The 25,098-nt window shown below is 63.9% G+C and carries 26 protein-coding genes; 10 read left to right on the top strand and 16 right to left on the bottom strand.

From position 1 onward, the window contains the following. Positions 1–6: 6 nt before the first annotated feature. Entirely contained in the window at positions 7–978 is a 972-nt protein-coding gene (locus AB6802_RS23950) for an MBL fold metallo-hydrolase (RefSeq protein ID WP_371012660.1), read from the bottom strand. Between the two features lie 291 nt (positions 979–1,269). Continuing rightward, positions 1,270–1,488, bottom strand: coding sequence for a DUF680 domain-containing protein (locus tag AB6802_RS23945; RefSeq protein ID WP_371012659.1), 219 nt, complete (start codon positions 1,486–1,488; stop codon positions 1,270–1,272). 230 nt (positions 1,489–1,718) lie between these two features. Here AB6802_RS23945 and AB6802_RS23940 point away from each other — a divergent pair, with 230 nt between their 5' ends. Beyond that, positions 1,719–5,555 (top strand): glycosyltransferase, encoded by a 3,837-nt coding sequence (locus AB6802_RS23940; protein ID WP_371012658.1) that lies wholly within the window; start codon positions 1,719–1,721, stop codon positions 5,553–5,555. Positions 5,556–5,673: 118 nt separating this feature from the next. Beyond that, positions 5,674–6,669 (top strand): transporter, encoded by a 996-nt coding sequence (locus tag AB6802_RS23935; protein ID WP_371012657.1) that lies wholly within the window; start codon positions 5,674–5,676, stop codon positions 6,667–6,669. Positions 6,670–6,671: 2 nt separating this feature from the next. Here AB6802_RS23935 and AB6802_RS23930 read toward each other — a convergent pair whose 3' ends face one another. The 11 genes from AB6802_RS23930 to cysS all read right to left on the bottom strand — a co-directional run bounded on the left by AB6802_RS23930 (position 6,672) and on the right by cysS (position 15,464). After that, entirely contained in the window at positions 6,672–7,358 is a 687-nt protein-coding gene (locus AB6802_RS23930) for a glutathione S-transferase family protein (RefSeq protein WP_371012656.1), read from the bottom strand. Positions 7,359–7,380: 22 nt separating this feature from the next. Continuing rightward, complete coding sequence (rarD, locus tag AB6802_RS23925) at positions 7,381–8,310, bottom strand: EamA family transporter RarD (RefSeq protein WP_371012655.1); 930 nt, start codon at positions 8,308–8,310, stop codon at positions 7,381–7,383. Positions 8,311–8,430: 120 nt separating this feature from the next. Further along, complete coding sequence (locus AB6802_RS23920; RefSeq protein ID WP_371012654.1) at positions 8,431–8,961, bottom strand: hypothetical protein; 531 nt, start codon at positions 8,959–8,961, stop codon at positions 8,431–8,433. A gap of 5 nt (positions 8,962–8,966) precedes the next feature. Further along, on the bottom strand, positions 8,967–10,580 hold the full coding sequence (cimA, locus tag AB6802_RS23915) for a citramalate synthase (protein WP_371012653.1): 1,614 nt from the start codon (positions 10,578–10,580) through the stop codon (positions 8,967–8,969). Further along, positions 10,577–11,053 carry a GFA family protein gene (locus AB6802_RS23910; RefSeq protein ID WP_371012652.1) on the bottom strand — a complete coding sequence of 159 codons (477 nt, stop codon included), beginning with the start codon at positions 11,051–11,053 and terminating at the stop codon, positions 10,577–10,579. The genes cimA and AB6802_RS23910 overlap by 4 nt, the downstream gene beginning before the upstream one ends. 3 nt (positions 11,054–11,056) lie before the next feature. Continuing rightward, a complete protein-coding gene (gene pip / locus AB6802_RS23905; RefSeq protein ID WP_371012651.1) occupies positions 11,057–12,043 on the bottom strand; it encodes a prolyl aminopeptidase in 987 nt (328 codons plus the stop codon). Next, a complete protein-coding gene (locus AB6802_RS23900) occupies positions 12,040–12,516 on the bottom strand; it encodes a GFA family protein (protein ID WP_371012650.1) in 477 nt (158 codons plus the stop codon). The genes pip and AB6802_RS23900 overlap by 4 nt, the downstream gene beginning before the upstream one ends. Continuing rightward, positions 12,513–13,004: a GFA family protein gene (locus AB6802_RS23895; RefSeq protein WP_371012649.1), complete on the bottom strand. Its 492-nt coding sequence runs from the start codon at positions 13,002–13,004 to the stop codon at positions 12,513–12,515. The genes AB6802_RS23900 and AB6802_RS23895 overlap by 4 nt, the downstream gene beginning before the upstream one ends. Before the next feature lie 21 nt (positions 13,005–13,025). Beyond that, entirely contained in the window at positions 13,026–13,412 is a 387-nt protein-coding gene (locus AB6802_RS23890) for a VOC family protein (RefSeq protein ID WP_371012648.1), read from the bottom strand. Continuing rightward, positions 13,409–13,813, bottom strand: coding sequence for an endonuclease domain-containing protein (locus AB6802_RS23885; RefSeq protein ID WP_371012647.1), 405 nt, complete (start codon positions 13,811–13,813; stop codon positions 13,409–13,411). Before AB6802_RS23885 ends, AB6802_RS23890 begins: the two co-directional genes overlap by 4 nt. Positions 13,814–14,021: 208 nt before the next feature. Further along, positions 14,022–15,464 carry a cysteine--tRNA ligase gene (cysS, locus tag AB6802_RS23880; RefSeq protein WP_371012646.1) on the bottom strand — a complete coding sequence of 481 codons (1,443 nt, stop codon included), beginning with the start codon at positions 15,462–15,464 and terminating at the stop codon, positions 14,022–14,024. 392 nt (positions 15,465–15,856) lie between these two features. Between cysS and AB6802_RS23875 the strand changes: the two genes are divergently transcribed. Beyond that, positions 15,857–16,012: a hypothetical protein gene (locus AB6802_RS23875; RefSeq protein ID WP_371012645.1), complete on the top strand. Its 156-nt coding sequence runs from the start codon at positions 15,857–15,859 to the stop codon at positions 16,010–16,012. Positions 16,013–16,101: 89 nt separating this feature from the next. Here AB6802_RS23875 and AB6802_RS23870 read toward each other — a convergent pair whose 3' ends face one another. Continuing rightward, positions 16,102–16,863 (bottom strand): SOS response-associated peptidase, encoded by a 762-nt coding sequence (locus AB6802_RS23870; RefSeq protein ID WP_371012644.1) that lies wholly within the window; start codon positions 16,861–16,863, stop codon positions 16,102–16,104. Positions 16,864–16,986: 123 nt separating this feature from the next. On the opposite strand from AB6802_RS23870, the gene AB6802_RS23865 reads away from it, so the two are divergent. The 4 genes from AB6802_RS23865 (at position 16,987) to AB6802_RS23850 (ending at position 19,445) form a co-directional block, all read left to right on the top strand. Further along, entirely contained in the window at positions 16,987–17,397 is a 411-nt protein-coding gene (locus AB6802_RS23865) for an NUDIX domain-containing protein (RefSeq protein ID WP_371012643.1), read from the top strand. A gap of 62 nt (positions 17,398–17,459) precedes the next feature. Continuing rightward, positions 17,460–17,837 carry a TIGR02301 family protein gene (locus AB6802_RS23860; RefSeq protein WP_371012760.1) on the top strand — a complete coding sequence of 126 codons (378 nt, stop codon included), beginning with the start codon at positions 17,460–17,462 and terminating at the stop codon, positions 17,835–17,837. A 347-nt stretch (positions 17,838–18,184) separates the two neighbouring features. Beyond that, positions 18,185–18,442 (top strand): hypothetical protein, encoded by a 258-nt coding sequence (locus AB6802_RS23855; RefSeq protein WP_371012642.1) that lies wholly within the window; start codon positions 18,185–18,187, stop codon positions 18,440–18,442. 217 nt (positions 18,443–18,659) lie between these two features. Then, positions 18,660–19,445, top strand: coding sequence for a hypothetical protein (locus AB6802_RS23850; RefSeq protein ID WP_371012641.1), 786 nt, complete (start codon positions 18,660–18,662; stop codon positions 19,443–19,445). Positions 19,446–19,682: 237 nt separating this feature from the next. On the opposite strand, the gene AB6802_RS23845 is transcribed toward AB6802_RS23850, so the two are convergent. Continuing rightward, a complete protein-coding gene (locus AB6802_RS23845) occupies positions 19,683–19,907 on the bottom strand; it encodes a hypothetical protein (protein ID WP_371012640.1) in 225 nt (74 codons plus the stop codon). 46 nt (positions 19,908–19,953) lie between these two features. Next, the gene (locus tag AB6802_RS23840; RefSeq protein ID WP_371012639.1) at positions 19,954–21,285 is read right to left on the bottom strand and encodes a dihydroorotase; all 1,332 of its coding nucleotides are present in this window, start codon (positions 21,283–21,285) and stop codon (positions 19,954–19,956) included. An 83-nt stretch (positions 21,286–21,368) separates the two neighbouring features. Between AB6802_RS23840 and AB6802_RS23835 the strand changes: the two genes are divergently transcribed. The 3 genes from AB6802_RS23835 (at position 21,369) to AB6802_RS23825 (ending at position 25,093) form a co-directional block, all read left to right on the top strand. Continuing rightward, positions 21,369–22,232, top strand: coding sequence for a folate-binding protein YgfZ (locus AB6802_RS23835; protein WP_371012638.1), 864 nt, complete (start codon positions 21,369–21,371; stop codon positions 22,230–22,232). Further along, positions 22,232–22,867 carry a YfbR-like 5'-deoxynucleotidase gene (locus AB6802_RS23830; protein ID WP_371012637.1) on the top strand — a complete coding sequence of 212 codons (636 nt, stop codon included), beginning with the start codon at positions 22,232–22,234 and terminating at the stop codon, positions 22,865–22,867. The genes AB6802_RS23835 and AB6802_RS23830 overlap by 1 nt, the downstream gene beginning before the upstream one ends. 144 nt (positions 22,868–23,011) lie before the next feature. Then, positions 23,012–25,093, top strand: coding sequence for a putative bifunctional diguanylate cyclase/phosphodiesterase (locus tag AB6802_RS23825; RefSeq protein ID WP_371012636.1), 2,082 nt, complete (start codon positions 23,012–23,014; stop codon positions 25,091–25,093). The last annotated feature ends 5 nt before the right edge of the window (positions 25,094–25,098 follow it).

Genomic DNA, 25,098 nt, shown 5'->3' with positions numbered 1-25,098 from the left:
TTCACATCAGATCTGGGTTGGGGTGAAGGCGTAGGCGCTGCCGTCCTTGACGAAGCTGCCAGTGCCGGGGAAGGGGAAGTGCGAGCCGCAGATACGGACATTGTCGGCGATCACCTGGTCGATGATTTTGTGGCGCGTGGTGATCGCCATCGGCCCGTCCTGGTCGTAGCTGCCCTGCCATTCGGGATGCGGGGCAAGCAGCGCCGGCACATACATGGTGTCGGCCGAGACGAGGAACTGCTCGGTGCCGGCGTCGACATGGTAGACCGAGTGTCCGGGCGTGTGGCCGGGTGCTGCCATGATGCGGATGCCGGGCACCACTTCGGTGCCGTCGTCGACCAGCTTCCAGTTCTTCCATTTCGGGAAGTTTTCGGCGATGCGTTTTCCCGCTGGCTTGCGGCCTTCGGGCAGCTTGGCGAGACGGCTCGGGTCGGTCCACCAATTGTACTCGGTGGCGTTGACGATCAGCTCGGAATTCGGGAACACCGGATTGTTGGTGCCCTTCTCCATCAGGCCCCAGACATGGTCGGGATGGAAATGCGAGATCAAGATGGTGTCGATCGACTTGTAGTCGATGCCGGCGGCCTTCATGTTGGCCGGCAGATGCGTGGCGTTGGCCTGCCACTGGCCGACGCCGGAGCCGGCATCCATCATGATGGTGCGGCCGTTCATCTGCAGCACTACGACAGTAAGCGGGATCGGCATGAATTCGGTGGTCTGCCCCGCTTTGGCGAGCGCTGCCTTGGTGTCGTCGACAGAGACGTCCTTGATGAAGGCCGGATCGTGCGGCTTGCGCCAGATGCCGTCATAGACGGCGGTGACCTCGAGCGCGCCGACCTTGTATTTGTAGAAGCCGACCAGCGGCTCGACCGGGGTTTCGGCGTGCGCCGCCGGGGCGAATTCGAGTTTGCCGGCGATGCCGAAGGCGGCAGCGGCGGCGGCGGATCCAAGCACCATGCGGCGTGTCATGTTGAACATCAGTAATCTCCTCTTATGGCCACGATTGGCTGCGTTTCAGGCTAGGTGAGAGAGAATGGCGGAGGGCCCGGTGCGACCCTCCGCCGGCTGCGGAACCGGAGCCGGCCGGTCCGACTGAAGACCGACCGGCGCCGGGGAGATCGGGACCTCGGGTGTTTGATCTGGCGAGGCGTGCCTTCCCCGCGCGAACAGCACCTTTGGTTCCGAACTCCTGGATGAGGACCGTCGGTCCCATCGGGGATCAGGAGCCATGGTCCTGACTCCTGGATGAGGACCTACGGTCCAACCGGCCTAATGACCCCAAATGCCCCGGCCGGGCTCATCCGCAGCAATCCTTGCCACCGGCTGCATGTCGTGGCCGGCCATGTCGGGCGTGGCGATGGAAGCGGTGGTGGTGGTATCGAAGGCGGCGGCCTGCTGGCCGGCATTCGCGGAGAAATGGTCGCTGCCGGCAAAAGCGCTGCCGGTGGCAAGGAGGACGGCGAGAGCGGTGAAGACGATCTTGTTCATGTGCGTATTCCTTCCGGGTTGGTGATGCGTGCCTTGGGAGGATGGCCTCGCTACACAGCAAGACCCGGAAGCCCGGAGCTTTATTCCCAGGGTTCGGAAGAATTTTTGGGGCCCGAGGTTCGGCGTCTTGGCGGAAGCTGAATTCCGCTGCCGGGGCCAGCCCGATCACATTTTCGTTTGCGATGCCCGGCCCGCTTGGTTATCCGGGGTGAACCGATCGGAGGCTGGGCTTGCAGGGAAGACGAGACGAGACGTCAGGGCACGTTCCGCGCGCATCCGTCGTGATGACGGCCTATACCGACCAGCGGTTTCTCGACGCGGCGGTCGACAGCATCCTTGCCCAGGAATTCGACGATCTCGAGCTCATCATCGTCGACGACGCCAGCGGCCGGGGCGAGGTGTTCGAGGCCCTGGCGCGCCGCGACCCGCGCATCAGGATCCTGACCAACCCGGCCAATCTCGGCACGGCCGCGGCGGCTAACCGGGGCATCGCGGCGGCGCGCGGCGACATCATCCTGCGGCTGGATTCCGACGACATCGCCGAGCCCGCGCATGTCGGGCGGCTGCTGGCGGCGCTGGACGAGGACCCCGAACTCGGCCTGGTCGGCAGCGCGGTGACGCTGATCGACGAGCAGGACCGGGTCGTCGGCGCGCAACCGATGCCTGAGACGGACCTCGAAATCCGCTGGACCATACTGTTCCACTGCCCGTTCTATCATTCGGCGGTCGCCTATCGCAAAAACCTGTTCGAAACGGCAGGCACCTACCGGGTGCACGAACTCGTCTCGCAGGATCACTATCTGTGGTTCGACATGCTGCCGCTATGCAGGGCACGCAACCTTGCCGAGCCATTGACGCTCTACCGCCTCAACACGCTTGGGCTGACCGTGGCCAACGCCAAGAATGCCCGTAACCGCACCCATGCTATCCGGGAGGCGTCCTGGGCCCGCATCGGGCTGACTTACGATCTTTACGACGATGCCTTCGCGCGCGACATGACCGGCTTCATCCGCGGCACGGACATCGCGATTGAAAGACGGGCCGAGGCCTACCGCAAGCTGCTTGGCGTGCTCGGCGCCTTTCTCGCGGCGTCGCGACCCTTCAAGCGCGCGGACGATGCGGCGGCGGCGCGCAAGCTCGAGCGCCGGATCGCGGCGCGCATGCTGGCCAGTCCGCCGCTCAGGCTCACGGATACGCTGATGTTGTGCTTGCGATGCTGGCGCCTGCATCCGCTTGCGGCGACCCGTGCCGCCGCCAGACGCGTGGCTTTGGGCTTCGCGTCGCGTATCCGATCAAGCACGGTTCGACATCAGGCCGGGCCCGATCCTTCGGCGACGCAGGGACGGGGAATGACGCACGCCGATCCTTCAACATGGTTTTCAGGCAAGACGCTCTCGACCGACTGGACATCGCGATTCTTCCCGGTGTGGGCTTCGGTGCTCTCGGCGCGGCGCGAGCAGCCGCTCAACGTGCTGGAGATCGGCTCATGGGAAGGTCGGTCGGCGATCTTCTTCCTGCGCTATCTGCCGTCTTGCCATCTGACCTGCATCGATAATTTCGGGGGCAGCGCCGAGCACGCGCTTCGCCTCAAATGGTCGACGGAGCTGCCGCATATCGAGCAGCGTTTCGACGCCAATCTCGCCGAATTCGCGGGACGGTTCGAAAAGATCAAGGCCGTGTCGTCGCAGGCGCTGGCCAGCCTCGTCGCCGCGCGGCGCCGCTTCGATCTGATCTATATCGATGGCAGCCACCGTAGCGCCGACGTGCTGGCCGATGCGGTCGCCTCGTGGCAGATGCTCGACGAAGGCGGGCTCATCATCTTCGACGACTACGAGTGGTCGTTCTTCGCGGAAGAAACCGACCGCCCGAAGCTTGGCATCGACACCTTCCTCAGCGGCCATCGCGGCGAATATCGCGAACTGCATCGCGGCGAGCAGCTCATCGTCCAGAAGACCGTGCCGCTCGCAACAGCAGGCCCGCCGATCGGATTGCCGGCTGCCGTGGCAAAGCCGTTGCTCGAAAGTCCGGCCGAGAGCGTCGAATTCGTTCTGATCGCCGAGGCCGGCGTGCTCGAAGCGCAGGCGCTGCTGCTTTGCGAAAGCATACGCTCTTTCGCCGGCGCCTATGCGCGATGCAGGATAAGCGTGGTTTCGCCAAGAAGCGACCGCCGCCCATCGGCGTCGACGCTCCGCAAACTCGAGCAGTTGCAAGTAGAATACCTGCCGATCGAGATCGATAGCTGCAGCCCGCGATATGGCCCCTCCTATAAGGTTCATTCGCTTGCGCATGTCGAGCGCCGGCCGGGGCCCCCGATCATCGTCCAGCTGGACAGCGACGCGATCTTCATCGACGAACCCGATTTTTCGCTTGAAGGCTGCGACGCCGCGGCGCGCCCGGTCGACAGCAAGGGCATGTGCACGACCGGTCCGGGCGACCCCTTCGACCCGTTCTGGAAAGCCGCGTGCCAGCTTGCCGGCGTCGACTACGACCATGTGCCGTTCGTGGCGACGACGGACGGCTCCGCAGTGGTGAAGGCAAGCTACAATGGCGGGCTGATCGCCGCCCGCCGGGCGTGCGGCCTATTCCAGCGCACCGAGGACATCTTCAGGCAATTGGTGGCCGCGGAGCTGAAACCATGGCGGGACCAGGAGCCGACCTACCTGACCGGCACGGGCACGAAAAGCGGCGATGCGACGACCCATTGGGGCACCAGCCAGGCGGCTTTTTCGCTGGCCGCGGTGGCCGGCAATCACGCGGTCCGCTGCCTGCCGGAAACGCACAATCTTCCGCTGCACAATCTGACGCGGCCGAAGCCGATCGACCCGGCGCGGCTGGTCCATATCCACTATCACGGGCTGTTCACGGCGGGCTCCACGGAAGCGAACCCGATCTTCGATGGCAGGCTGGACCTGCCGGCCGGGATCGCCGAATGGCTTCAGGCGCGGCTGCCGCTCGAGGAGCATGCCGAGCCCGGCACCGCGGCGGATATTCGCTCCGCTCCCGCGCAAAGAAAGGCGATCCTCATCCTCGGCATGCACCGCAGCGGCACTTCGTTGCTGGGCGGCATGGTCAAGGCACTTGGAGCGGCCGGTCCGAAGACCCTCATGTCGGGAGACAAGGACAATCCGCGCGGCTACTTCGAAAGCCTGCGCGTCAACGCCGCCGCCAACAACCTGCTCGCCGCGGCTGGCTCCCGCTGGCACGACTGGCTGCCGCTCGACCCGGACTGGATGGCTTCCACGAAAGTAGAAGGGCACCGCCACAAGCTCAAGGCGATCCTGGCCAGCGAGTTCGGCGACGAGCCGTTGTTCTTCATCAAGGATCCGCGTATCTGCCGTTTCGTTCCCTTGGTGTCGTCGATCCTCGGCGAGATGCGGATCGAGCCGATCGCGCTGCTTCCGATCCGAAACCCGCTCGAAGTCGCCCATTCGATCGCGAGGCGGGACGGTCTCCCGGTAGCCAGCTCGTTGCTGGTCTGGCTGCGGCACGTGCTCGATGCCGAGCATCACTCAAGAGGCATGCCGCGCTGTTTGCTGCTGCACGAGGAACTCCTCGCGGACTGGCAAGGTCAGTTGAAGAAGGCCGCAGAGACGGCTGGCTTTGCATGGCCAAAACATCCCGGCATCGACGCCGGGAGTTTGCTCTCGCAAGACCTGCAACACCAACGATGCACAATGCAGGACCTTCGCGATCACCGGGACGCCCCAGCGATAGTGATCGAGGCTTATGGGCTGTTGCGTGCGATGGCGAGCGACGGCGACAGCCCGGACCTGCGCGGCCAACTCGATGCGATCCGCATCCGGCTTGACGGTGCCAGGGCGGCGCTCGGGCCTATGATCGGCGCCGAACAATCCGCCTCGAGACGCTCGATCGGCAATCTGCAAACCCAACTCGCGGAGTTCCACGCCGAGACCGCAAGGCTCGATGAGCTGCTTCGCGAAAAGGAAGCGATCAATCGGGAGAGAGATGACCTTCTCAAAGCGCGCCAAGCCATGCTCGCTTCGACCAGCTGGCGTTTGACCGCGCCACTGCGCTGGCTGCGCAACCCGTTCGCCAGGCGCGGATAGGACGGCATGGGTTTCGGGGTCGCGGCCCTTCACCAAACCGTCACACCAGACAATCTTCGCCGTGATAAAGTTGCGTTGGCCGCGCAGCGACCAAGGTACATCAGACGGCGAAGCCACCATGAACATCGCGCAGCCTTCCGAAGGCACAGACCTGTCGCCTTATCTGCCCGACGAGCACGGGCTGTTTTTCATCTATCATTTCAAGGCCGACGGCTCGCGCACCAAGGATCCCGCCGAGGCGCATTGGACCTGGCGCAGCTACCAGATCACCGACATGCGCGCGCGCCAGGAAATCGGCGCCGAGCAGGCCCTGCCGGGGCCGGTGCGCGAGGCGCTGCTGTCGCCCAGCCATGGTTGCCAGATCGACTTCGAGGATGATTTTCTCTATGGCGACCTGCCGGACCTGAGGCATGACTTCGCCGAGGCGCGCGGGCTCACCCATTTCCGCTTCGCCTTCAACGAGACGATGCTGGTCGGCGCGCGCAAGCAGCCGCTGGAATCGGTCGACAAGATCCGCAAGCTGGTCGAAAGCGGCACGCGAAAATTCCGCACGCCGGCCGAGCTGATCGAGGCGGTGATGGGCCAGTCGCTCGACGGCATGGCGGCCGAGCTGAACAAGATGGGCGACACGCTGGACGGCATCGAGGACCGCATCGTCGTCGATGCATGGCACAGCGAGCGCCAGGCGCTGGTCGATGCGCGCCGGCAGCTGGTGATCATCCACCGGCAGATGGCGACGCTGACCAACCTCTTCCGCCACCTCGACCATGCGCATCGCGACGAGCTGCCCGACCCGATCAACGACATGGCGACACGGCTCTCGCACCGGGCGCACACACTGCATCACGACGGCGAACAGCTGCAGGCGCGCACGCGTCTCTTGCAGGACGAGCTGATGGCCAAGCTCACAGAGCGGTCGAACCAGCTGCTCTACATCCTCTCGGTCATGACGGCGGTGCTGTTGCCGATGACCATCATCTCGGGGCTGTTCGGCATGAATGTCGGCGGGCTGCCGCTGGTTGACACGCCGCTCGGCTTCTGGGTAGTGACGGCAATCTCCGCCATCATCGCGGGCATCGTGTATATGATCGTTCGGCGGATCGGGCGGGTGTAGCGCTAAGCGGTCGCGCGCAAATCCTCGATGAGCGTGCCGGCGGTCGCGACTTCCGCTTCATGGCCTCGCTCCCGCCAGGTTTCGGCGAGGCCGGCTGCGTACCATTCGCGCATCGCTGGCAGGTCTAGCAGCCGCTGAGGATAGGCAGTGGCGGCGCCTTCGAACACCAGCCCATAGGACTGCGCCCGGAACGCGATTGGGGCGAAGAAGGCGTCGACCGCCGTGAAACGATCGCCGGTCAGGAAAGGCCCGCCGAAGCGGGCAATGCCGTCGTTCCACAGATCGCCCATGCGGAAGATGTCGTGCTTCAGCGCGTCGGACAGGGGCGAAAGCGCCACACGCACGCCGCAGCTCATCGGGCAGCCATTGCGCAGCGCCGTGAAGCTCGAATGCATCTCTGCCGCGGCCGAACGCGCCCAGGCGCGCGCCCTGGCGTCGGCCGGCCACACGCCTTGATGCCGCTCGGCCAGATATTCGACGATGCCGAGCGAATCCCAGACCGCCCAGCCATCATCGATCAGGCAAGGCACGCGGCCGTTGGGCGAGAACGACCTGTAGAAATCAAAACTCGGTCCGCCTGGAAACGGCGTGAGCCGCTCCTCGAAGGCAATGCCGAGGACACGCAGCAACAGCCATGGCCGCAGCGACCAGGACGAATAGTTCTTGTTGGCGATGTGAAGCGTATACATGCGCCACCTGCCCCTTCTGAATTTAGCGCGTCGCCGGCGCCGGCTGGCGGATCTCGCGGCCCTTGAACATCGACCAGCTGTACATTGCGAGCGCTATCCAGATCAGCACGAAGGCGATCGCCTCGGTCGTGCCGAAGGGCTCGTCGAAGACAAGCACGGCGATCAGGAACACCATGGTCGGCGCGATGTATTGCATGATGCCGATGGTCGAGAGGCGCAGAAGTTTGGCGCCGAAGGCGAAGAACAGAAGCGGGATCGCCGTTACCGGGCCGCAGCCGAGCAGCAGCGCGGTATCGCCGGCCGTGCCGGAGACGAAATGGTCCTGTCCGGTGGCGATCAGGTAGACGATGTAGCAGAGCGCCGGCGCCGACAGCAAAAGCACTTCGAGCAGGAAACCCTGGCTCGGCCCGATCGGCAGCGTCTTGCGGAAGAAGCCGTAGGCGGCGAAGGAGAAGGCGAGCGCCAGCGACACCCAGGGCAGCTTACCGGCCTCGATGGTCATCACCGCCACCGCGATCGCCGCCAACGCGACTGCCATGATCTGCAGCCGGTCGAGTTTCTCGCCAAGCAGCAGCGCGCCGACAACAACGCTGACCAGCGGATTGATGTAGTAGCCGAGCGCGGTCTCGACGGTGCGGTCGACCGAGATCGCCCAGACATAGATGCCCCAGTTGATCGAGATCAGCACCGCCGTCAGCGCGGCCATGGCAAGGCTCCGGGGCGAGCGGATCGCCGCCTTGAAGTCGGCGGTACGGCCGGCCCAGACGAGCACGGCCGCGCCGATCGGCACGGACCAGAGGATGCGGTGCGAGATGACTTCGGCAAGCGGCAGATGCGCCACCGCCTTCATGTAGAAGGGTAGCAACCCCCACAGGAAATAGGCGCCGAGCGCCAGCATAAAGCCACGGCGGGCCTTGGCGTCTTGATCGAGCTGAGCGGTTTCGGTGGCCATGGCCCGACGCTATGGCCCAGCGGGCCTCACAAGACCATCACAAAGTTATGATGGATCAATGGACTTTCGGTGATGGGTCAAGCGGCGGGCTACAGAGCCGTCCGGTCAGCGAACCAATGTTCAATGCTTGGCCGGTTTCTCGACAAGTTCAAAGAAGAGGCGGTCCGGCGCTCCTTCGTCGTGCCTGAACCCTGTCAGCTCGGCCGCCAGATCGAGAGGGATATCGAAGATGTGGTCGGCACCATCGTCGTCCTTGTCCTGCTTTGAAAAGGCCTGCTGCCTCAAAGCGTCAAAGGAGGCTGGAACATCGCCGGTGGTGTGAAGATCCCTGATGTTTTTGTCGCCACTATGCCACACTCGCCAGATGTTCTTTCCGTTGCTCCAGAATTCGGCGCGCGCGAACATCTGATGTTCCTCTACGTGCACGACGGCCACCTCCCTACCCTGCGAGAACACGGACAGGTAACTGTCGGGAGGGTTGAGAAAGCTGCAATAATCCAGGATGATGATCGCCCAGTTCTTGTTGCTTCGATAGGCGCTTATGGGAGCATCAAAATCTTCCGACGAATCGCCGACGTCCCTGCCGAACAGGGCCGCGGCGTCCTTGATCCCGTAACCGCGAAAGCCGAACCAGCTTATCGAGAAGCCCACGCGCCCTACTCCGCCGCCACCAGCCCAGCCATCTCGCGGTTCTTCATCAGCTTGTAGACGATCGAATCCATCAGTGCCTGGAAGGAGGCGTCGATGATGTTTTCCGAGACACCGACCGTCCACCAGCGCGCGCCGGTGCCGTCATGCGATTCGATCAGCACGCGGGTGATCGCCTCAGTGCCGCCGTTGAGGATACGCACCTTGAAGTCGGCGAGCTCGAGATCGACGATCTCGCTCTGGTACTTGCCGAGGTCCTTGCGCAGCGCGATGTCCAAAGCGTTGACCGGGCCGTGTCCCTCGGCCACCGACATCTTCTCGTCGCCGTCGACTTCGACCTTCACGATGGCCTCGGACACGGTCTTCAGATTGCCATTGGCATCGAAGCGGCGCTCGACCATGCAGCGGAACGAGGTGACGTTGAAGAACTCCGGCAGGCCGTGCAGCATCTTGCGCGCCAAGAGCTCGAACGAGGCGTCGGCGCCCTCATAGGCATAGCCCTCGGCCTCGCGCTCCTTGACGACCGAAATCAGCGCGTCGAGACGATGATCGTCCTTCGGCACGTCGATGCCGCGCCGCTTCAGCTCGGCGAGGAAATTGGCCTTGCCGCCCTGGTCGGACACCATGACGCGGCGGCGGTTGCCGACTGCTTCCGGCGGCACATGCTCGTAGGTCGCCGGCTCCTTGGCCAAGGCGGAGGCATGGATGCCGGCCTTGGTGGCGAAGGCGGAGGAGCCGACATAGGGCGCCTGCGCTTCGGGCGCGCGGTTGAGCAATTCGTCAAAGGCGCGGGAAAGCCGCGAGATGCCGGTCAGCGCCTCGGCCGAGATGCCGGTTTCGAAGCGGTCGGCGAAGGCCGGCTTCAGCGACAATGTCGGGATGATCGAGATCAGATTGGCGTTGCCGCAGCGCTCGCCGATGCCGTTCAGCGTGCCCTGGATCTGGCGCACGCCGGCCTCGACGGCTGCGAGCGAATTGGCCACCGCCTGTCCGGTGTCGTCATGGGCATGGATGCCGAGATGGTCGCCCGGGATGCCGTATGCGATGACCTTGCCGACGATGGCACGCACTTCCGAAGGCTGCGTGCCGCCATTGGTGTCGCACAGCACCACCCAGCGCGCGCCGGCATCATATGCCGACTTCGCGCAAGCCAGCGCATAGTCCGGATTGGCCTTGAAGCCATCGAAGAAATGCTCGCAATCGACCATCGCTTCCTTGCCCGAAGCGACGGCGGTCTCGACCGAAGTCCTGATCGATTCCAGGTTTTCCTCATTGGTGCAGCCGAGCGCCACACGCACATGATAATCCCAGCTCTTGGCGACGAAGCAGATGGCGTCGGACTTCGACTGCACCAGCGCGGCGAGACCCGGATCGTTCGAGGCGGAAACCCCGGCACGCTTGGTCATGCCGAAGGCGACGAATTTCGCGCTCTCAGTCCGCTTCTTCTGGAAGAAGGCGGTGTCGGTCGGGTTGGCGCCGGGATAGCCGCCCTCGACATAATCCATGCCGAACGCGTCGAGCAGCTTGGCAATCGCGATCTTGTCCTCGACGGAAAAGTCGATGCCCGGCGTCTGCTGGCCGTCGCGAAGCGTGGTGTCGAAGAGATAGAGGCGTTGCTTCATCGGAGATTTCCTGAGTTCGGCCATTCGCCCGTGTCGTGATCCGGGTGCTGAAAGGGGCGCCGGCGCAGAATCTCTTCCGGGGAAGCCGAACTTCCTACCTCGGGCAAGCCGGCCAATTTAGTGAACCATGGCATACGAGCCCCAGCCCAATGTTGCCGAATTGGTTCCATAAGCGCAGGGTCGTCGAGGCTGCCTATTGAAAGATCGATCGTCTCCGCGCCCACGTGCCAAAAGGTCAGCGGAGTCCCGCAGTCGGCACAGAAGCCACGTTCTCCCACCTCCGAACTGCGATAGAGGGCTGGGCGGCCACGAGTCCATTCGAGATCCGAAAGAGGCACTTTGAGAAAAGGCCAAAACACCGAGCCGGCGGCTTTCTGGCACATCCGGCAATGGCAGATTGCGGGATCGGTGGCATTACGCGCCCTATAGCGAATAGCGCCGCATTGACAGCCGCCGGTGAGGGTCTCGCCCATTTTTCAGCTTTCGTTGTGACTGGCCTTGCCGCCAGCAAACTTATCCGTTGCCCGGATCAGTCGGTCCAAAATGCCCGGCTCCGAATAGGCGTGCCCTGCCCCCTCGATCAGATGGAAATCCGCTTTCGGCCACGCCTTGTGCAGCGCCCAGGCATATTTCGCCGGGCATGGCATGTCGTAACGGCCGTGAACGATGATGCCGGGGATATCCTTCAGCTTCCAGGCGTCACGCAACAATTGCCCCTCTTCGAGCCAGCCGGCATGGACGAAATAATGGTTCTCGATGCGGGCAAACGCCACCGCGTAGTCGTCCTGGCCGAACGGGTCGCTGGTCTCGGGCTCGGGCAGAAGCGTGATGGTCTCACCTTCCCACAGGCTCCAGGCAAGGGCTGCCTGAACTTGAGCCTTGCGGTCGGACCCGACCAGCCGCTTGCGATAGGCGGCCATCATGTCGCCGCGCTCGGTCTCCGGGATCGGCGCCAGGAAGCGCTCCCACTTGTCGGGGAACATTTCCGAGACGCCGAACTGATAATACCATTCGAGCTCGGCACGGGTCAGCATGTAGATGCCGCGCACGACGAGCTCGCTGACGCGCTCGGGATGCGTCTCGGCATAGGCGAGCGCCAGCGTCGAGCCCCAGGAGCCGCCGAAGACCAGCCATGTGTCGAAGCCCGCCATCTCGCGCAGCCGCTCGATATCGGCGACGAGATGCCAGGTGGTGTTAGCCTCCAGCGAGGCGTTGGGCGTCGATTTCCCGCAGCCGCGCTGGTCGAACAAAATGACGTCGTAAAGTTTCGGGTCGAACAGCCGCCGGTGCTTTGGCGAGATCGTGCCGCCGGGGCCGCCATGCAGGAACACCGCCGGCTTGGCGCCCTTGGTGCCGGAGCGCTCCCAATAGATGGTGTGGCCGTCGCCGACATCGAGCATGCCGGTCTCGAACGGCTCGATCTCGGGGTAGAGCGTGCGCAAGGACGTGCTGTGAACAGTCATAGTTTCAGGCCCTGTTGCGGCCAGTTGGCCGTCTCGTGGTCGGGATGCTGGAAGGAGATGATCTGCTCCTGCCTTCTGTAGAAGTCGGGATCGTCGTGGACCGGCGCCTCGAAGATCTTTTCCACCCAGGGCAATCGCACCGCGTAATTGACCTGGATCTGCGGCGCGAGATCCGAGCGATCGTCGAAGGCGCCGATGGCGATCTCCAGCGCGCCGGGCTGGCGGTAGGTCAGCGGCGTGCCGCAGCGGGCGCAGAAGCCGCGATCGATGTTGACCGAGGACTGGAAATAGCTCGGCTCCTCATGCGTCCACTCGACACTGTCCTTCGGTACCGTCACCAGCGCGCCGAAGAAGGAGCCGAATTGTTTCTGGCACATGCGGCAATGGCAGATGGACGGGCGGCCGAGCTTGCCGTGCACGCGAAAGCGTATGGCGCCGCACTGGCAGCCGCCGGTTCGAACTTGATCGGTCATGGTCTTTCCTCCGGCGGCCATTGGTCGGTGTCATGGTCGGGGTGCTGGTAAGAGACGAGTTCGACGAGATAGGGCGCGGATGAGACGTCGCCCATCGTGTCCTCGGACGGCAGCTTCGGGATGCCGTCGACATAAGGAAGTTTTGCCTCGACGCCCCACTGGATGGTGGGCGCGATGCCGGTCGGGTCGTCGAAGGCGGCGATCGCAAGCGCCACGCCGTCAGGCGCTTCGAAGGTGAGCGGCGTGCCGCATTCGGCGCAAAAACCGCGCCAGGCGGCGTTGGAGGAGCGGAAGCGCTTCGGTTCGCCGCGCGTCCAGTCGAGCTTAGCGCCGCGCACCGAGACCAGCGGCAGATAGAAATTGCCGCTCGCCTTCTGGCACATGCGGCAATGGCAGACAGAGGCGTCGCCCAGCGTGCCCTCGACGCGGAAGCGCACGGCCCCGCACTGGCAGCCGCCGGTATAGATCGGCCGGTTGTCGAGGCTCATCGATCCCTCCGGTTCATCAGGTCACTCAGGGGCATGGCACACCGCCTCGACATTGTTGCCGTCGGGATCGAAGACGAAGGCGCCGTAATAGTTGGCATGATAGTGCGGGCGCAGGCCTGGACCGCCATTGTCCTTGCCCCCGGCGGCAAGTGCCGCGAGATGGAAAGCATCGACCTCTGCGCGGCTGCGCGCGGTGAAGGCGACGTGCTGATGGGTCCTCGGCTCATCCGTGCTGGCCTGCAGCCAGAACACCGGCCGGTCACGGCCATAGCCGCCAACCTTGGCGCCACCGGTATATTCCTCAGGCACCATATAGAGCAGCGAAGCGCCGAGCGGCGCCATCGCCTTGTCGTAGAAAGCTTTCGAGGCGTCGAAATCGGCAACGTTGATGCCGAGATGATCGATCATGGGACGAGCTCCTCCGTTCGTGGTGCGGGCACCTTGGCCACGGCCAGTCTGGCCGCAATCACGATGTGCCGGCAGACATTGTCGATATCGCGGATGACGTCGTCGTTCCAGAAGCGCAGGATGGTCCAGCCTAGCGCTTCGAGCTTGGCAGTACGCGCGGCATCGGATGCGGTTATCTCCGGCGAAGCGTGTTGCGATCCGTCCAACTCGACAATCAGCTTCTTGCTGGGGCAGGCAAAATCAACGATGTAGCCAGCTATCGGCATCTGGCGTCTGAACGCCATTCCCATCAGCCTATCGGCACGCACCTCATTCCAAAGCTTCAGCTCGGCATCGGTCATCGCCTTGCGCATCTTGCGCGCATTGCGGCGATTGAGGGTGGGTACCCGATGATGGGTCATCGCGAGGCCCCCCTCTCTGCCCTGCCGGGCATCTCCCCCTCAAGGGGGGAGATCAGCAGCTTCGATGACGGCGCCCATCTTTCAACGTCGGCGATTGGCGAAAGCCGAGACGACGTCCAATCTCCCCCCTTGAGGGGGAGATGTCCGGCAGGACAGAGAGGGGGGCCTCGCTCCAACCGTTCCAATCCTGCAGTCCGAGCACCCACCCTCACCTTTTGATCTCCCACGTCGTCACGCGTTCGCCGCTAATCGGGTCCTTGCCATCCTTCAGCTGCACGCCTTGCGTCAACAGCTCGTCGCGAACCCGATCCGCCTCAGCCCAGTTCCTGGCCGCGATGAACTTCAGGCGATCCGCGATGGCCTTGGCGACCGCTGTCTCATCCACCTGGGCCGCGCCGACATCGAAGCCGAGGAAGGTAAGCGCCGCTTTCAGCGACGCCGCCGCATTTTCGCCGCCGGCATCGATTGCCTCGCCGGCAAGCTGCGTTAGCCGCTGGAAGGCGGTGTAGGTGGCGAGGTCATCCGACAGCGCCTCGACCACTTCGGCCGGGAGCTCGCCGGCCGCCTGGGGCGCGAGATCCGCGGCGCGCTTCCATTTGCGCAGCGTGTTTTCCGCCTCTTCCAGCTTGCGCACGGAGAAGTCGATCGGCTCGCGGTAATGCGTCATTAGCATCGCCAGCCGCAGTACCTCGCCCGGCCATTTGCGGCCGCCGAAACTGTCGGTCTCCAACAGCTCGGCGATCGCGTAGAAATTGCCGAGGCTCTTCGACATCTTCTGGCCCTCGACCTGCAGGAAGCCGTTGTGCATCCACACATTGGCCATCACCCTGGTGCCATGGGCGCAGCGCGACTGGGCGATCTCGTTCTCGTGGTGCGGGAAGATCAGGTCGAGACCGCCGCCATGGATGTCGAAGACCTCGCCGAGATAGGCGGCCGACATGGCCGAGCATTCAATGTGCCAGCCTGGACGACCCCTGCCCCACGGGCTTTCCCAGCCGGGCTCTTCCGGGGAGGACAGCTTCCACAGCACGAAATCGCCGGGGCTCTTCTTGTGTGCGTCGACGGCGATGCGGGCGCCGGCCTGCTGCTCGTCGAGATTGCGCTTCGACAATTCGCCGTAGTCGGGCATCGAGGCGGTGTCGAACAGCACCTCGCCGCCAGCGACATAAGCGTGGCCGCGCTCGATCAACTGTGAAATCAGCGACAGCATGTCGGCCTTGCCGTCGGCGCGGGGCGCCACGAATTCGGTGGCGCGCGGCTCGTAGGTCGGCCGCAGGCAGCCGAGTGCGGCGACATCCCGGTGATACTGGCCGGCGGTCTTTTCGGTGACTTTACGGATGGCCTCGTTGAGCGACAGCCTTCCGGCCGCGATGTCATCGCCGAAGTCACGCAATGCGCGGGCGTTTATCTTGTCGTCGACATCCGTGATGTTGCGCACATACGTGACGTGGTTTTCGCCGTAGAGATGGCGCAACAAACGGAACAGCACGTCGAAGACGATCGCCGGCCGCGCGTTGCCGATATGGGCAAAGTCGTAGACCGTCGGGCCGCAGACATACATGCGCACGTTTTGCGGATCGATCGGAACGAACCGCTCCTTCGTCCGCGTCAGCGTGTTGTAGAGATTGAGGCCCTTCGATGCGTCAGACATGCGGTCCCGGTCCTTGGTTTGGGTTCGCTGGAACCAACTTCGTGCCGAAGGCACAAATCGGGCTCCAGCCTGCTGGCCGGGGCGTTTGTCCAATCTGGGGAAAGATGAGGCGAAAACGTCCGGACCAGCGCGAGGCTAGCCAATAATGCAAATGCCACAAATGGCGAAAGACGTTTTCATGGCCGGCTTTATCGCGCCCGCCGGTGTTGCCGTCAAGTCGCTCTGCTTGGGAAAAATGTCGTTGGATCACAGGTAAAAACCGGCCGAAACATTTTATTAAACATGTCGGCACAGTGATGAAACATTCGCCGGCTAGACCGTCGCCATGTCACGATTTGGTCCGAATCGACCGGCAAACGCTCAACACGGAAACGTTACCAGGGAAGAGAACAATGGCACGCAGCAAGCAGGAACAGAACCGACAAGCGCAGCCCGCACTGGCCAACCACTACCGCGCCATCGGCCCGGCCGCGATTGTCGCAGCCCTTCTTCATACCGCCAAGAAGAAGAAGCCGGCCCAGAAGATTGTCTCGCCACGCGCCGCCTGAAACGGCGCCACAGCCTCCGACAACGGAGGCGCCGGCGATGAGGGTGTCGACGAGCGCCGTGGAGATGAAGGCCTCCGAAAGAGCCTTCGCTAGAATAAGGTCATCTGGTTTTCGTCCGCGCCGGGCTTCTGGCGCCTGACCTTTTCAGGCTGCGGCGAAACCATGCCCGGCTCCTGAATCCCCGGCCCGGTGTTGGCGACCTTGTTGACGAGGTAGGAAACCGCAATCGCCTCGAAGAAATCGGGCTCGACCGGCTTCAAGAGATCGAGCACGTCGCGCGGCTCCTGTGTGCGGCAATCCAGCCAGCGGGCGAAATCGCGCTCGTCGATGACCACCGGCATGCGGTCGTGGATATGGGCGATGCCGGCGTTGGCCTGGGTGGTGATGATCGCGCCGGTGTCCATCTCGGAACCACCCGGCTCGGCATAGGTTTCGATCAGGCCGGCGAAGGCAACCACGCCGCCGCGGCGCGGCCGGATCCAGTAAGGCTGGCCCTTGCCGCCGCCCGACTGCTGCCATTCATAGAAGCCGGAGGCCGGCACCAGCGCGCGGCGATGGCGCATGGCGGTCTTGAACGAGGCCTTTTCCAGCACGCCTTCGGAGCGGGCGTTGATAAGCAGCGGAAATTCCCCGGTGTCCTTGACCCAGGCCGGGATCAGGCCCCAGCGCACCAGCATCGCCTGGCGTTCCGGCAGGTTCGAGCCCGGCTCGCGCTGCGGCCCGGCAAGCGCCATCAGCACGGGCTGCGTCGGCGCGATGTTGTAGCGGGCCGGAAATTCCTCCAGTTCCGCAAGGCCAAGGAAGGCGGCGGTCTGATCGGGCGTGGCGGTCAGGGCAAAGCGTCCGCACATGGGATCGGGCTCTTCGATTGATGTCTCGATGAAAGTGGCGATGGAACCGCCGCATCGCAACGGTTAAAGCTTGATCGGGCCGATCGATCCACAACAGGCCTTCGGGAAACATCCGGCAATCCGATGGAAGCACGCAAAATCATCCCCGCCGTTTCCGTCGCCGTCGTGCGCGGCAAGACGGTGCTTCTGGTCAAGCGCGCCCGGGCGCCGTCGCAGGGCCTCTACGCCTATCCCGGCGGCAAGGTCGAAGCCGGTGAAACACTCGCTGCCGCCGCCGCGCGCGAGTTGCTTGAAGAGACTGGACTTGAGGTCACCAACTACCGCCCGCTGCGCGATATCCATATCGACGGCAGTGGCGAGAACCACGCGGTCGACTATCTGCTGACGGTGTTCGGCGCCGCCTATGCCGGCGGCGAGCCGGTGGCCAGCGACGATGCCGAAACGGCCGCTTTCTACACGCTGGCGGAAATGGCTGAAATGCCACTGGCGGGCGATGTGTTTTCGGTGGCAGAGGAATTGCTCGGGCCGGTCTGAAGTACCGGGACACCGTCGAAAATAGCCTTGCGGGCGATAGAATGTTTCGTCAGAAAGCCTTGATGAACCGCGCCTCGCCCCTTCTCGCCGCATGCCTTGCTGTCAGCATCGCTATAGCGGCGCGTCCGGCGCCGGCCGCCGAGGCGCCATTCGAACCGGGACTGATGCGGCTCGCCGAAGTGCTGGGCTCGCTGCATTTCCTGCGCAATCTCTGCGGCGAAAAGGGCGACCAGTGGCGGGGCGAGATGGAAAAACTGCTCGAGTCGGAAAACCCCGATCCCGAGCGGCGCGCCCGCTTCATTGCTTCCTTCAACCGCGGCTACCGCTCCTTCAGCGGCATCTATACGCAGTGCACGCCTTCTGCGACCGAGGCCATTGCCCGCTACATGAAGGAAGGCGAGACGCTGTCGCGCGATATCGCGTCGCGCTACGGCAATTGATGCCGAACTGCCGGAATCCGACCGTTCCATGCAGTTTTCTGTGACAATTGGCGCCTGAGTGACGTGCCTTATTGTTTCCTGTGCCGCTCTGGTGCAATCATATGTTGCACTTGTGCAACAGCGTTAATGAAACGTTAGTGCGCAATTGCGGAATTAACTCAAACTGAAGGTTTTAACCCCGCAGGCCGGCCTAATCGGCTAAGCTTGATCTCGATTGAGAGCAGTCTCGTTGCTTCGACCCTAAAAATGTCGTATTTACAAAGACTTAATCGAGACTGCGGACGAACTGACTGGTCAAGCCCGATCCATCCTCGCCGGATCGCCCGCTGACAAAAGGTGGTAATCGCATGGAACATGGTGTCAGCGACATCGACGCGTTGGTCCGGGAAGAAAAGCGCCTGACCGCCGTGGAGAGCCACAGCGAGGCCTGGGCCGAGGGCCTGTCGGCAGGCATCGAGCCGGAAATCATCGCCGAGGCAGCACTCGAGACCGCCTTCGGCGAAATGCTGCGCGCCAATGGCGAGACCTCGGCACTCGCTTTGCTCGACCGGATGCGCGAGAAGGTGATCGCCGGCGCTTTCGAGCCGGAACGGTTCAAGCACTAGCTAACTGTTTTGACAGTCGTTTTTTGACGGCGACGCGCCGTTTGGGCATCATCACCACGCGCTCGCAACAATTCAGAGCGCCGACCCATGGCAATTCAGCATTTGGTAGAATCGCCGAATTGCTCTAGCCATTGTTTACGCAATTCCAGACGGAAAGCCGTTGCGGACTTTCTTTGGAATTGCTCTGGCGAGCCCGAGAACCATGGAGAGGCAAGCGGTGAGATTTTCGATGTCAGGCCGGCCGCGCAGGCTGGCCCTCAACATCTTGACCGCCGTGTGCTGCCTGGCGTTTCCGCTAGCTCTATGCCTGACCAGCACGCCTTCCTATGCGTTGAGCGAAATCCAGCGCGAGGACCTGCCTTCCCCGGTCGCGCCGCCGGCCAACAGCGGCACCGCCGCGCCCGGGGCCACCGTGCCGATGCCGCAGGCGCCCGGCACCAAGCCTTCGGACCAGCCGGCCGATACCGATAAGACCGAGCCAGACGTGCCGGCCAATGGCGGCATCACCAGCCCGCGCGCCGATCCGGACGCGCCGCCGCCGCCCGTCGTCTACGATCTCAACACGCTTCCCGAGCCGGTCAAGCGCATGCACGAACTGATCATCGAAGCCTGCAAGAGCGGCGACATCGAAAAGCTCCGGCCGCTGATCGGCAAGGGCGAATCCATGACGCAATTGTCGCTCGGCGACATCGACGGCGACCCGATCACCTTCCTCAAGGGGCTGTCCGGCGACAGCGACGGCCAGGAAATCCTCGCCATCCTGGAAGAGGTGCTTTCGGCCGGTTACGTCCATGTCGACGTCGGCACGCCGCAGGAACTCTATGTGTGGCCGTATTTCTTCGCGCTGCCGCTCGACAAGCTCGATGCCAGGCAGCGCGTCGAATTGTTCAAGCTGGTCACCGCCAGCGACTATGATGACATGAAGCAGTTCGGCGCCTACATCTTCTATCGTGTCGGCATCACGCCGAGCGGCCAGTGGCTGTTCTTTGTCGCCGGGGATTGAGAGCTAGGAGTTCCTCTCTCCGAAACTGGCTTGCGGCCATATACGAGTTGCTTCCAGCCGCAGGGCAGCAATCGCATCTTCTCCAACCGAAGCCTCCATTTGCAAAGCTTCAGTCGCGTCGAGGGCCTCAGCGATGGTCCGATGTTCTGGTTTTTGTGAACGCCTTAATGATCTCTCTGCTCGCGGTGTTCCCGTCCGGTGCCGTGGCAGCAACCGTCAGGACAGGAAGATCGGGTTTCACGACGTGGTCAGAAGGATACCGTGGCCAAATTCGTCAGCCAGTTTCTTGATAAGCAGCTTTTCGCGCGCGGTAAGGCGTTTCTGGTCGACAAAACGCCAATTGCGCTCATAAAGCGCGAAGGCCTCCTGCGCCGGGATCGGGCGAGCGGCATCGCGGTTCCAGGCAAGGGCCTGGAGCTCGGGAAATTCCGCGGGAACGATCGGCGCAATGTTAACGGTCATAGCCCGCCAAACATAATGCAGAGCGCTTAAGAAATCCAACGAGGCCCTAAGCCGGCAGCGCTTCGGAAAACTCCACTGCCCTGCCCTGCCCGGGCGTGACGATCTCGCCTTCCCACATGACGCGGGTGCCGCGCACCATGGTGCCGACCGGCCAGCCGGTCACCTTCCTGCCGTCATAGGGCGTCCAGCCGGCCTTGGAGCCGGCCTGCGCGTTGGTGATGGTCTCGCGGCGCTTCATGTCGACGATGGTGAAGTCGGCGTCATAGCCGGCGGCGATGCGGCCTTTCCTGGCCATGCCGAAGATGCGCTGGGGACCGTGGCTGGACAGGTCGACGAAGCGCTGCAAGGTAAGCCGGCCGGCGTTCACATGGTCGAGCATGATCGGCACCAGCGTCTGCACGCCGGTCATGCCCGACGGCGAGGCCGGATAGGGCTTCGCCTTCTCGGCAAGCGTGTGCGGCGCATGATCGGAGCCCAGCACATCGACAATGCCTTGCGAAATGCCGTGCCAGACGCCGTCGCGATGGCGCGATGGCCGCACCGGCGGGTTCATCTGGATCAGCGTGCCCAGCCGCGCATAGTCGTCTGCGGTCAGCGTCAGATGGTGCGGCGTCGCCTCGCAGGTGGCGACATCCTTGTGCTGTTCGAGAAAGACGATCTCCTCGGCCGTCGAGATGTGCAGCACATGGATGCGCGCGCGGGTTTGTCTGGCGATGCGCACCAGGCGCTCCGTGCAGCGCAACGCCGCGATCTCGTCGCGCCAGACCGGATGGGAAGATGGGTCGCCTTCAATACGCTCGGCAAGGCGCTCGCGCAGGCGGAACTCGTCCTCGGAATGGAAAGCCGAGCGGCGGCGCGTGTTGCGCAGGATCGAGGCGACGCCCTCGTCATCCTCGACCAAAAGGTCGCCGGTGGATGAGCCCATGAACACCTTGATGCCGGCAGCCCCCGGCAGCCGCTCCAGCTCGCCGACATCGCCGGCATTGTCGCGCGTGCCGCCAACCCAGAAGGCGAAGTCGCAATGCATGCGGCCGGTGGCGCGGCGGACCTTGTCGGCAAGCGCTGCCTCGCTGGTGGTCAGCGGATTGGTGTTGGGCATCTCGAAAACGGCGGTGACGCCGCCCAGCACCGCCGCGCGGGAGCCCGTCTCCAGGTCCTCCTTGTGCTCCAGCCCAGGCTCCCGGAAATGGACCTGACTGTCGACGACTCCGGGCAGAATGTGCAGGCCGGTGCAGTCGATGGTCTCGCCGGCGGAAGCCTGGCCGAGATCGCCGATGGCCGCGATTCGCCCGTCCCTGACGCCAACGTCGCGAAAACCCCCGCCGTCATGGTTGACCACCGTGCCGCCTGTCAGGATGAGGTCGAAGGTGGTTGCCATGGGCAGGTCCAATCTCTTGCGGGGGGAGTGTGGCCGGCTTACGTAATGAGCGACCGTTTTGCAAGATCAGGCCCAATCCGCTCATGCCCTTTGCCCAGCTCGACAACCGCGCGCTCATTTCCGTTTCCGGCCCGGATGCCGAGCATTTTTTACAGAACATCCTCACCACCGACCTCGATGCGTTGAAACCCGGCGAGGCCAAGCCCGGCGCGCTGCTCGCGCCGCAAGGCAAGATCCTGTTCGATTTCCTGATCTCGCGCGCCGGCGACAACGCTTTTCGGCTCGAATGCCGGGCCGACATCGCCGATGATTTCGTGCGCCGGCTGATGCTCTACCGGCTAAGGGCCAAGGCCGACATTGCCAAGCAGGATCAGGCGCTTGTTACGGTCTCGTGGGACAATGATTCAACCGCCTCATTTTCTGATTCAAGCGCGCTCGCCGACACACGCTTCCGAGATGTCGCGGTCAAACGCGCCTATGGCGGCGTCGCGCGGGACGGGGGTGACATCAATGCCTGGCAGGCGCTGCGCATCGGCAGCGGTATTGCGGAAAGCGGTCTTGACTACCAGCTCGGCGACGCCTTTCCGCATGACGTGCTGCTCGACGAGACGGATGGCGTCGGCTTCAAGAAGGGCTGCTATATCGGCCAGGAAGTGGTCTCGCGCATGCAGCACCGCGGCACCGCGCGACGCCGCGTGCTGATCGCTTCCGCCGGCAGCGCCCTGCCCGCTTCGGGCACCGAGCTCACCGTTGCCGGCCGGCCGGTCGGGGCGCTGGGATCGGTCAGCGGCAAGACCGCTCTAGCGATTGCCCGCATCGATCGCGTCAAGGCGGCCGTCGATGCCGGCGAAGCGATCATGGCCGGCGATGTGGCCGTGGCGCTGGCCATCCCCTCCTGGGCGAAGTTCTCTTTCCCGCAGGACGCGGCCAGCGCGGAGGAGGCCTGATGGCCGCCGACCGGGTCGGCGCGCCGCCGCGCGCCTGGCAGCGCATGCTGTCGGGCCGGCGGCTCGACCTGCTCGACCCCTCGCCGCTCGATATCGAGATTGCCGATATCGCCCACGGCCTGGCCCGCGTCGCCCGCTGGAACGGCCAGACCAGCGGTGACCATGCCTTTTCCGTCGCCCAGCATTCGCTGCTGGTCGAGGCGCTCTATGGCGAGCTCGTGCCGGCCGCGCCGGCCGAAGCGCGGCTGGCGGCGCTGCTGCACGACGCGCCGGAATATGTCATCGGCGACATGATCTCGCCGTTCAAATCGGTGATGGGCGGCTCCTACAAGGACTGCGAGCTGCGTTTGCAGCACGCCATCCATCTGCGCTTCTCGCTGCCAGCCGAGCTCGACGCCGCCCTGCGCAAGGACATCAAGCGCGCCGACCAGATCGCGGCCTATTACGAGGCAACGCTGCTTGCCGGCTTCTCGGCGGCGGAAGCGACGGAGTTCTTCGGCCGGCCGCGCGGCTTTTCCGCCGACCGCTTCGATTTCACGCCGCGCTCGGTGACCTGGGCGCAGGCGGCCTTCCTGAAGCGCTTCAAGGCGCTGGAGACGTCGCGGCAGCGTCTCGCTTCTGGTGCAGTCGGCTGATTGCAAAAACGTTAAATTAACCTGCGACCGCGACACTACCGTGTTCAGTCACGGTCCGCAGGCGCGCCCATGCCCGTCGCTCATATGAAGGCTGCTTCGACCGCAAGGAGGCGGAGAGCGGCCAGCGTTGGTCCGGCGCGACGAATGGCGGACGAGCTGCGCGCCCAGAACGAGCGCTTTTCCGCCGCTGTCGAGAACATGTCGCATGGGCTGTGCATGTTCGACGCCAATGAGCGGATGATCATCTGCAACCACAACTATCTCGATATCTTCCACCTCGATGCCAAGCTGATCAAGCCGGGCATCGCCTTCTTCGACATCCTGCAGCACAGCGTCGAAATCGGTGTCGCCTCGCAGAGTGCCGAGGAACTCTACGCCATCCGCAAGCCCTATATCGACGGTGCGAAAGCTTCGACTTACGAAGAAACGCTGTCGGACGGGCGCATCATCGTCATCTCGCACCGGCCGCTGGCTTCCGGCGGCTGGGTTTCGATCTATGAGGACGAGACCGCGCAGCGGCGCGCCGAGGCGGAGTTGAAGGAGCAGCACCGGCTTTTCGACGCGGCTCTGGCCAATATGTCGCAAGGCCTGCTGATGTACGGCGCGGAAGGCCGGCTGATCGTGCGCAACCAGCGCTTTCTGGATCTGTGCAAGGCAAAAGCCGCCGATTTCGCGCTCGGCATGACCCATCGCCAGATGCTGGAAAAGCTTGTGCGGCGCGGCATCTTCGTGGCCATCGACATCGATGCGGAGGTGGCAAGGACAAAGGCGCTCCTGGAGGCCGGCCAATCCCGTTCGAGCTATCGCGAACTGGTCGATGGCCGCACGTTGTTCGTTTCGCGCCAGCCGCTTACCGGCGGCGGCTGGGTGGCGACCTTCGAGGACGTTACCGAGCGCCGGCGCACCGAAGAGCGCATGACGCATCTTGCGCATCACGACACGCTGACCAACCTGCCCAATCGCTCGATGTTCCGTGACCGGCTCGACCAGGCTCTCGGTGAGACCACGGTCGCGCCGATGGCGATCTTCTCGGTCGATCTCGATCGCTTCAAAGCCGTCAACGACACTTTCGGGCACCCGGCCGGGGACTGGCTGCTGAAATGCGTGGCCGAGCGGCTGCAGCGCTGCCTGCGCGGCGAAAAGGACGTGGTGGCGCGTTTCGGCGGCGACGAATTCGCCATCGTCCAATTCGATATCAAAAGCATGGCCGATGCCGAAAAGCTCGCCAAGCGCGTCATCGATGTCGTCGGCAAACCCTATCGCGACAAACCCTTCCGCGAGAAGGGCCGCGAGATGCATGTCGGCGTCAGCCTCGGCATCGCGCTCTATCCCGGCGACGGGACCGATGCCGACACGCTGCTCACCAATGCCGACCTCGCGCTCTACCGGGGCAAGAGCGAGGGACGCAATGTCTACCGCTTCTTCGAGCCGGACATGGACGCGACGGTGCGCGAGCGCCGTGCGCTCGAAATCGACCTCGAGGCAGCCTTGTCGCGGCGCGAGTTCGAGCTCGACTTCCAGCCGATCCTCGGCATCGCCTCGGGCGGCATCGTCGGCGCCGAGGCCCTGATGCGCTGGCGTTCGCCGTCACGCGGGCTGGTGCCACCGCAGGATTTCATCGCCGCGGCCGAGGAGACGGGGCTGATCGTGCAGCTCGGCGACTGGGCCTTGCGCAAGGCCTGCAGCGCCGCCGCGAACTGGCCGCAAAACGTTCGCATCGCCGTCAACGTCTCGCCGGCGCAGGTCAAGAGCGGCGGTTTTGCCCGCAGCGTGGTCTCAGCGCTTGCCCATTCCGGTCTGGCGGCCGGCCGGCTGGAGCTGGAAATCACCGAAACGGTGATGATGGATGAGAGCGATACGGTGCTGAAGACGCTCAGCCAGTTGCGCGCGCTCGGCGTGCGCATCGCACTGGACGATTTCGGCATCGGCTATTCCTCGCTTGGGTATCTGCGGCGCTTTCCGGTCGACAAGATCAAGATCGACCGCTCCTTCATCCACGATCTCGACACGCGCGATACGGCCGCGATCGTGCGCACGGTGATCGGGCTCGGCGCCGAGCTCGGCATCACCGTCACCGCCGAAGGCGTCGAGAACGAAGCGCAGCTCGATATGCTGCGCAAGGCCGGCTGCGGCGAAGCGCAAGGCTATCTGGTCGGAGAACCGGCGGGAGCGGCCGAGATCAACCGTCTCTTGAGCGCGACGGCCGCGCTTCGCCAGTCAGGGTGAGCATG

The sequence above is a fragment of the Mesorhizobium sp. RCC_202 genome (assembly GCF_041355295.1).
Taxonomy (GTDB): domain Bacteria; phylum Pseudomonadota; class Alphaproteobacteria; order Rhizobiales; family Rhizobiaceae; genus Mesorhizobium.
Note: the sequence above shows the minus strand (reverse complement) of the source record. Positions and strands in the feature narration are given on the sequence as shown.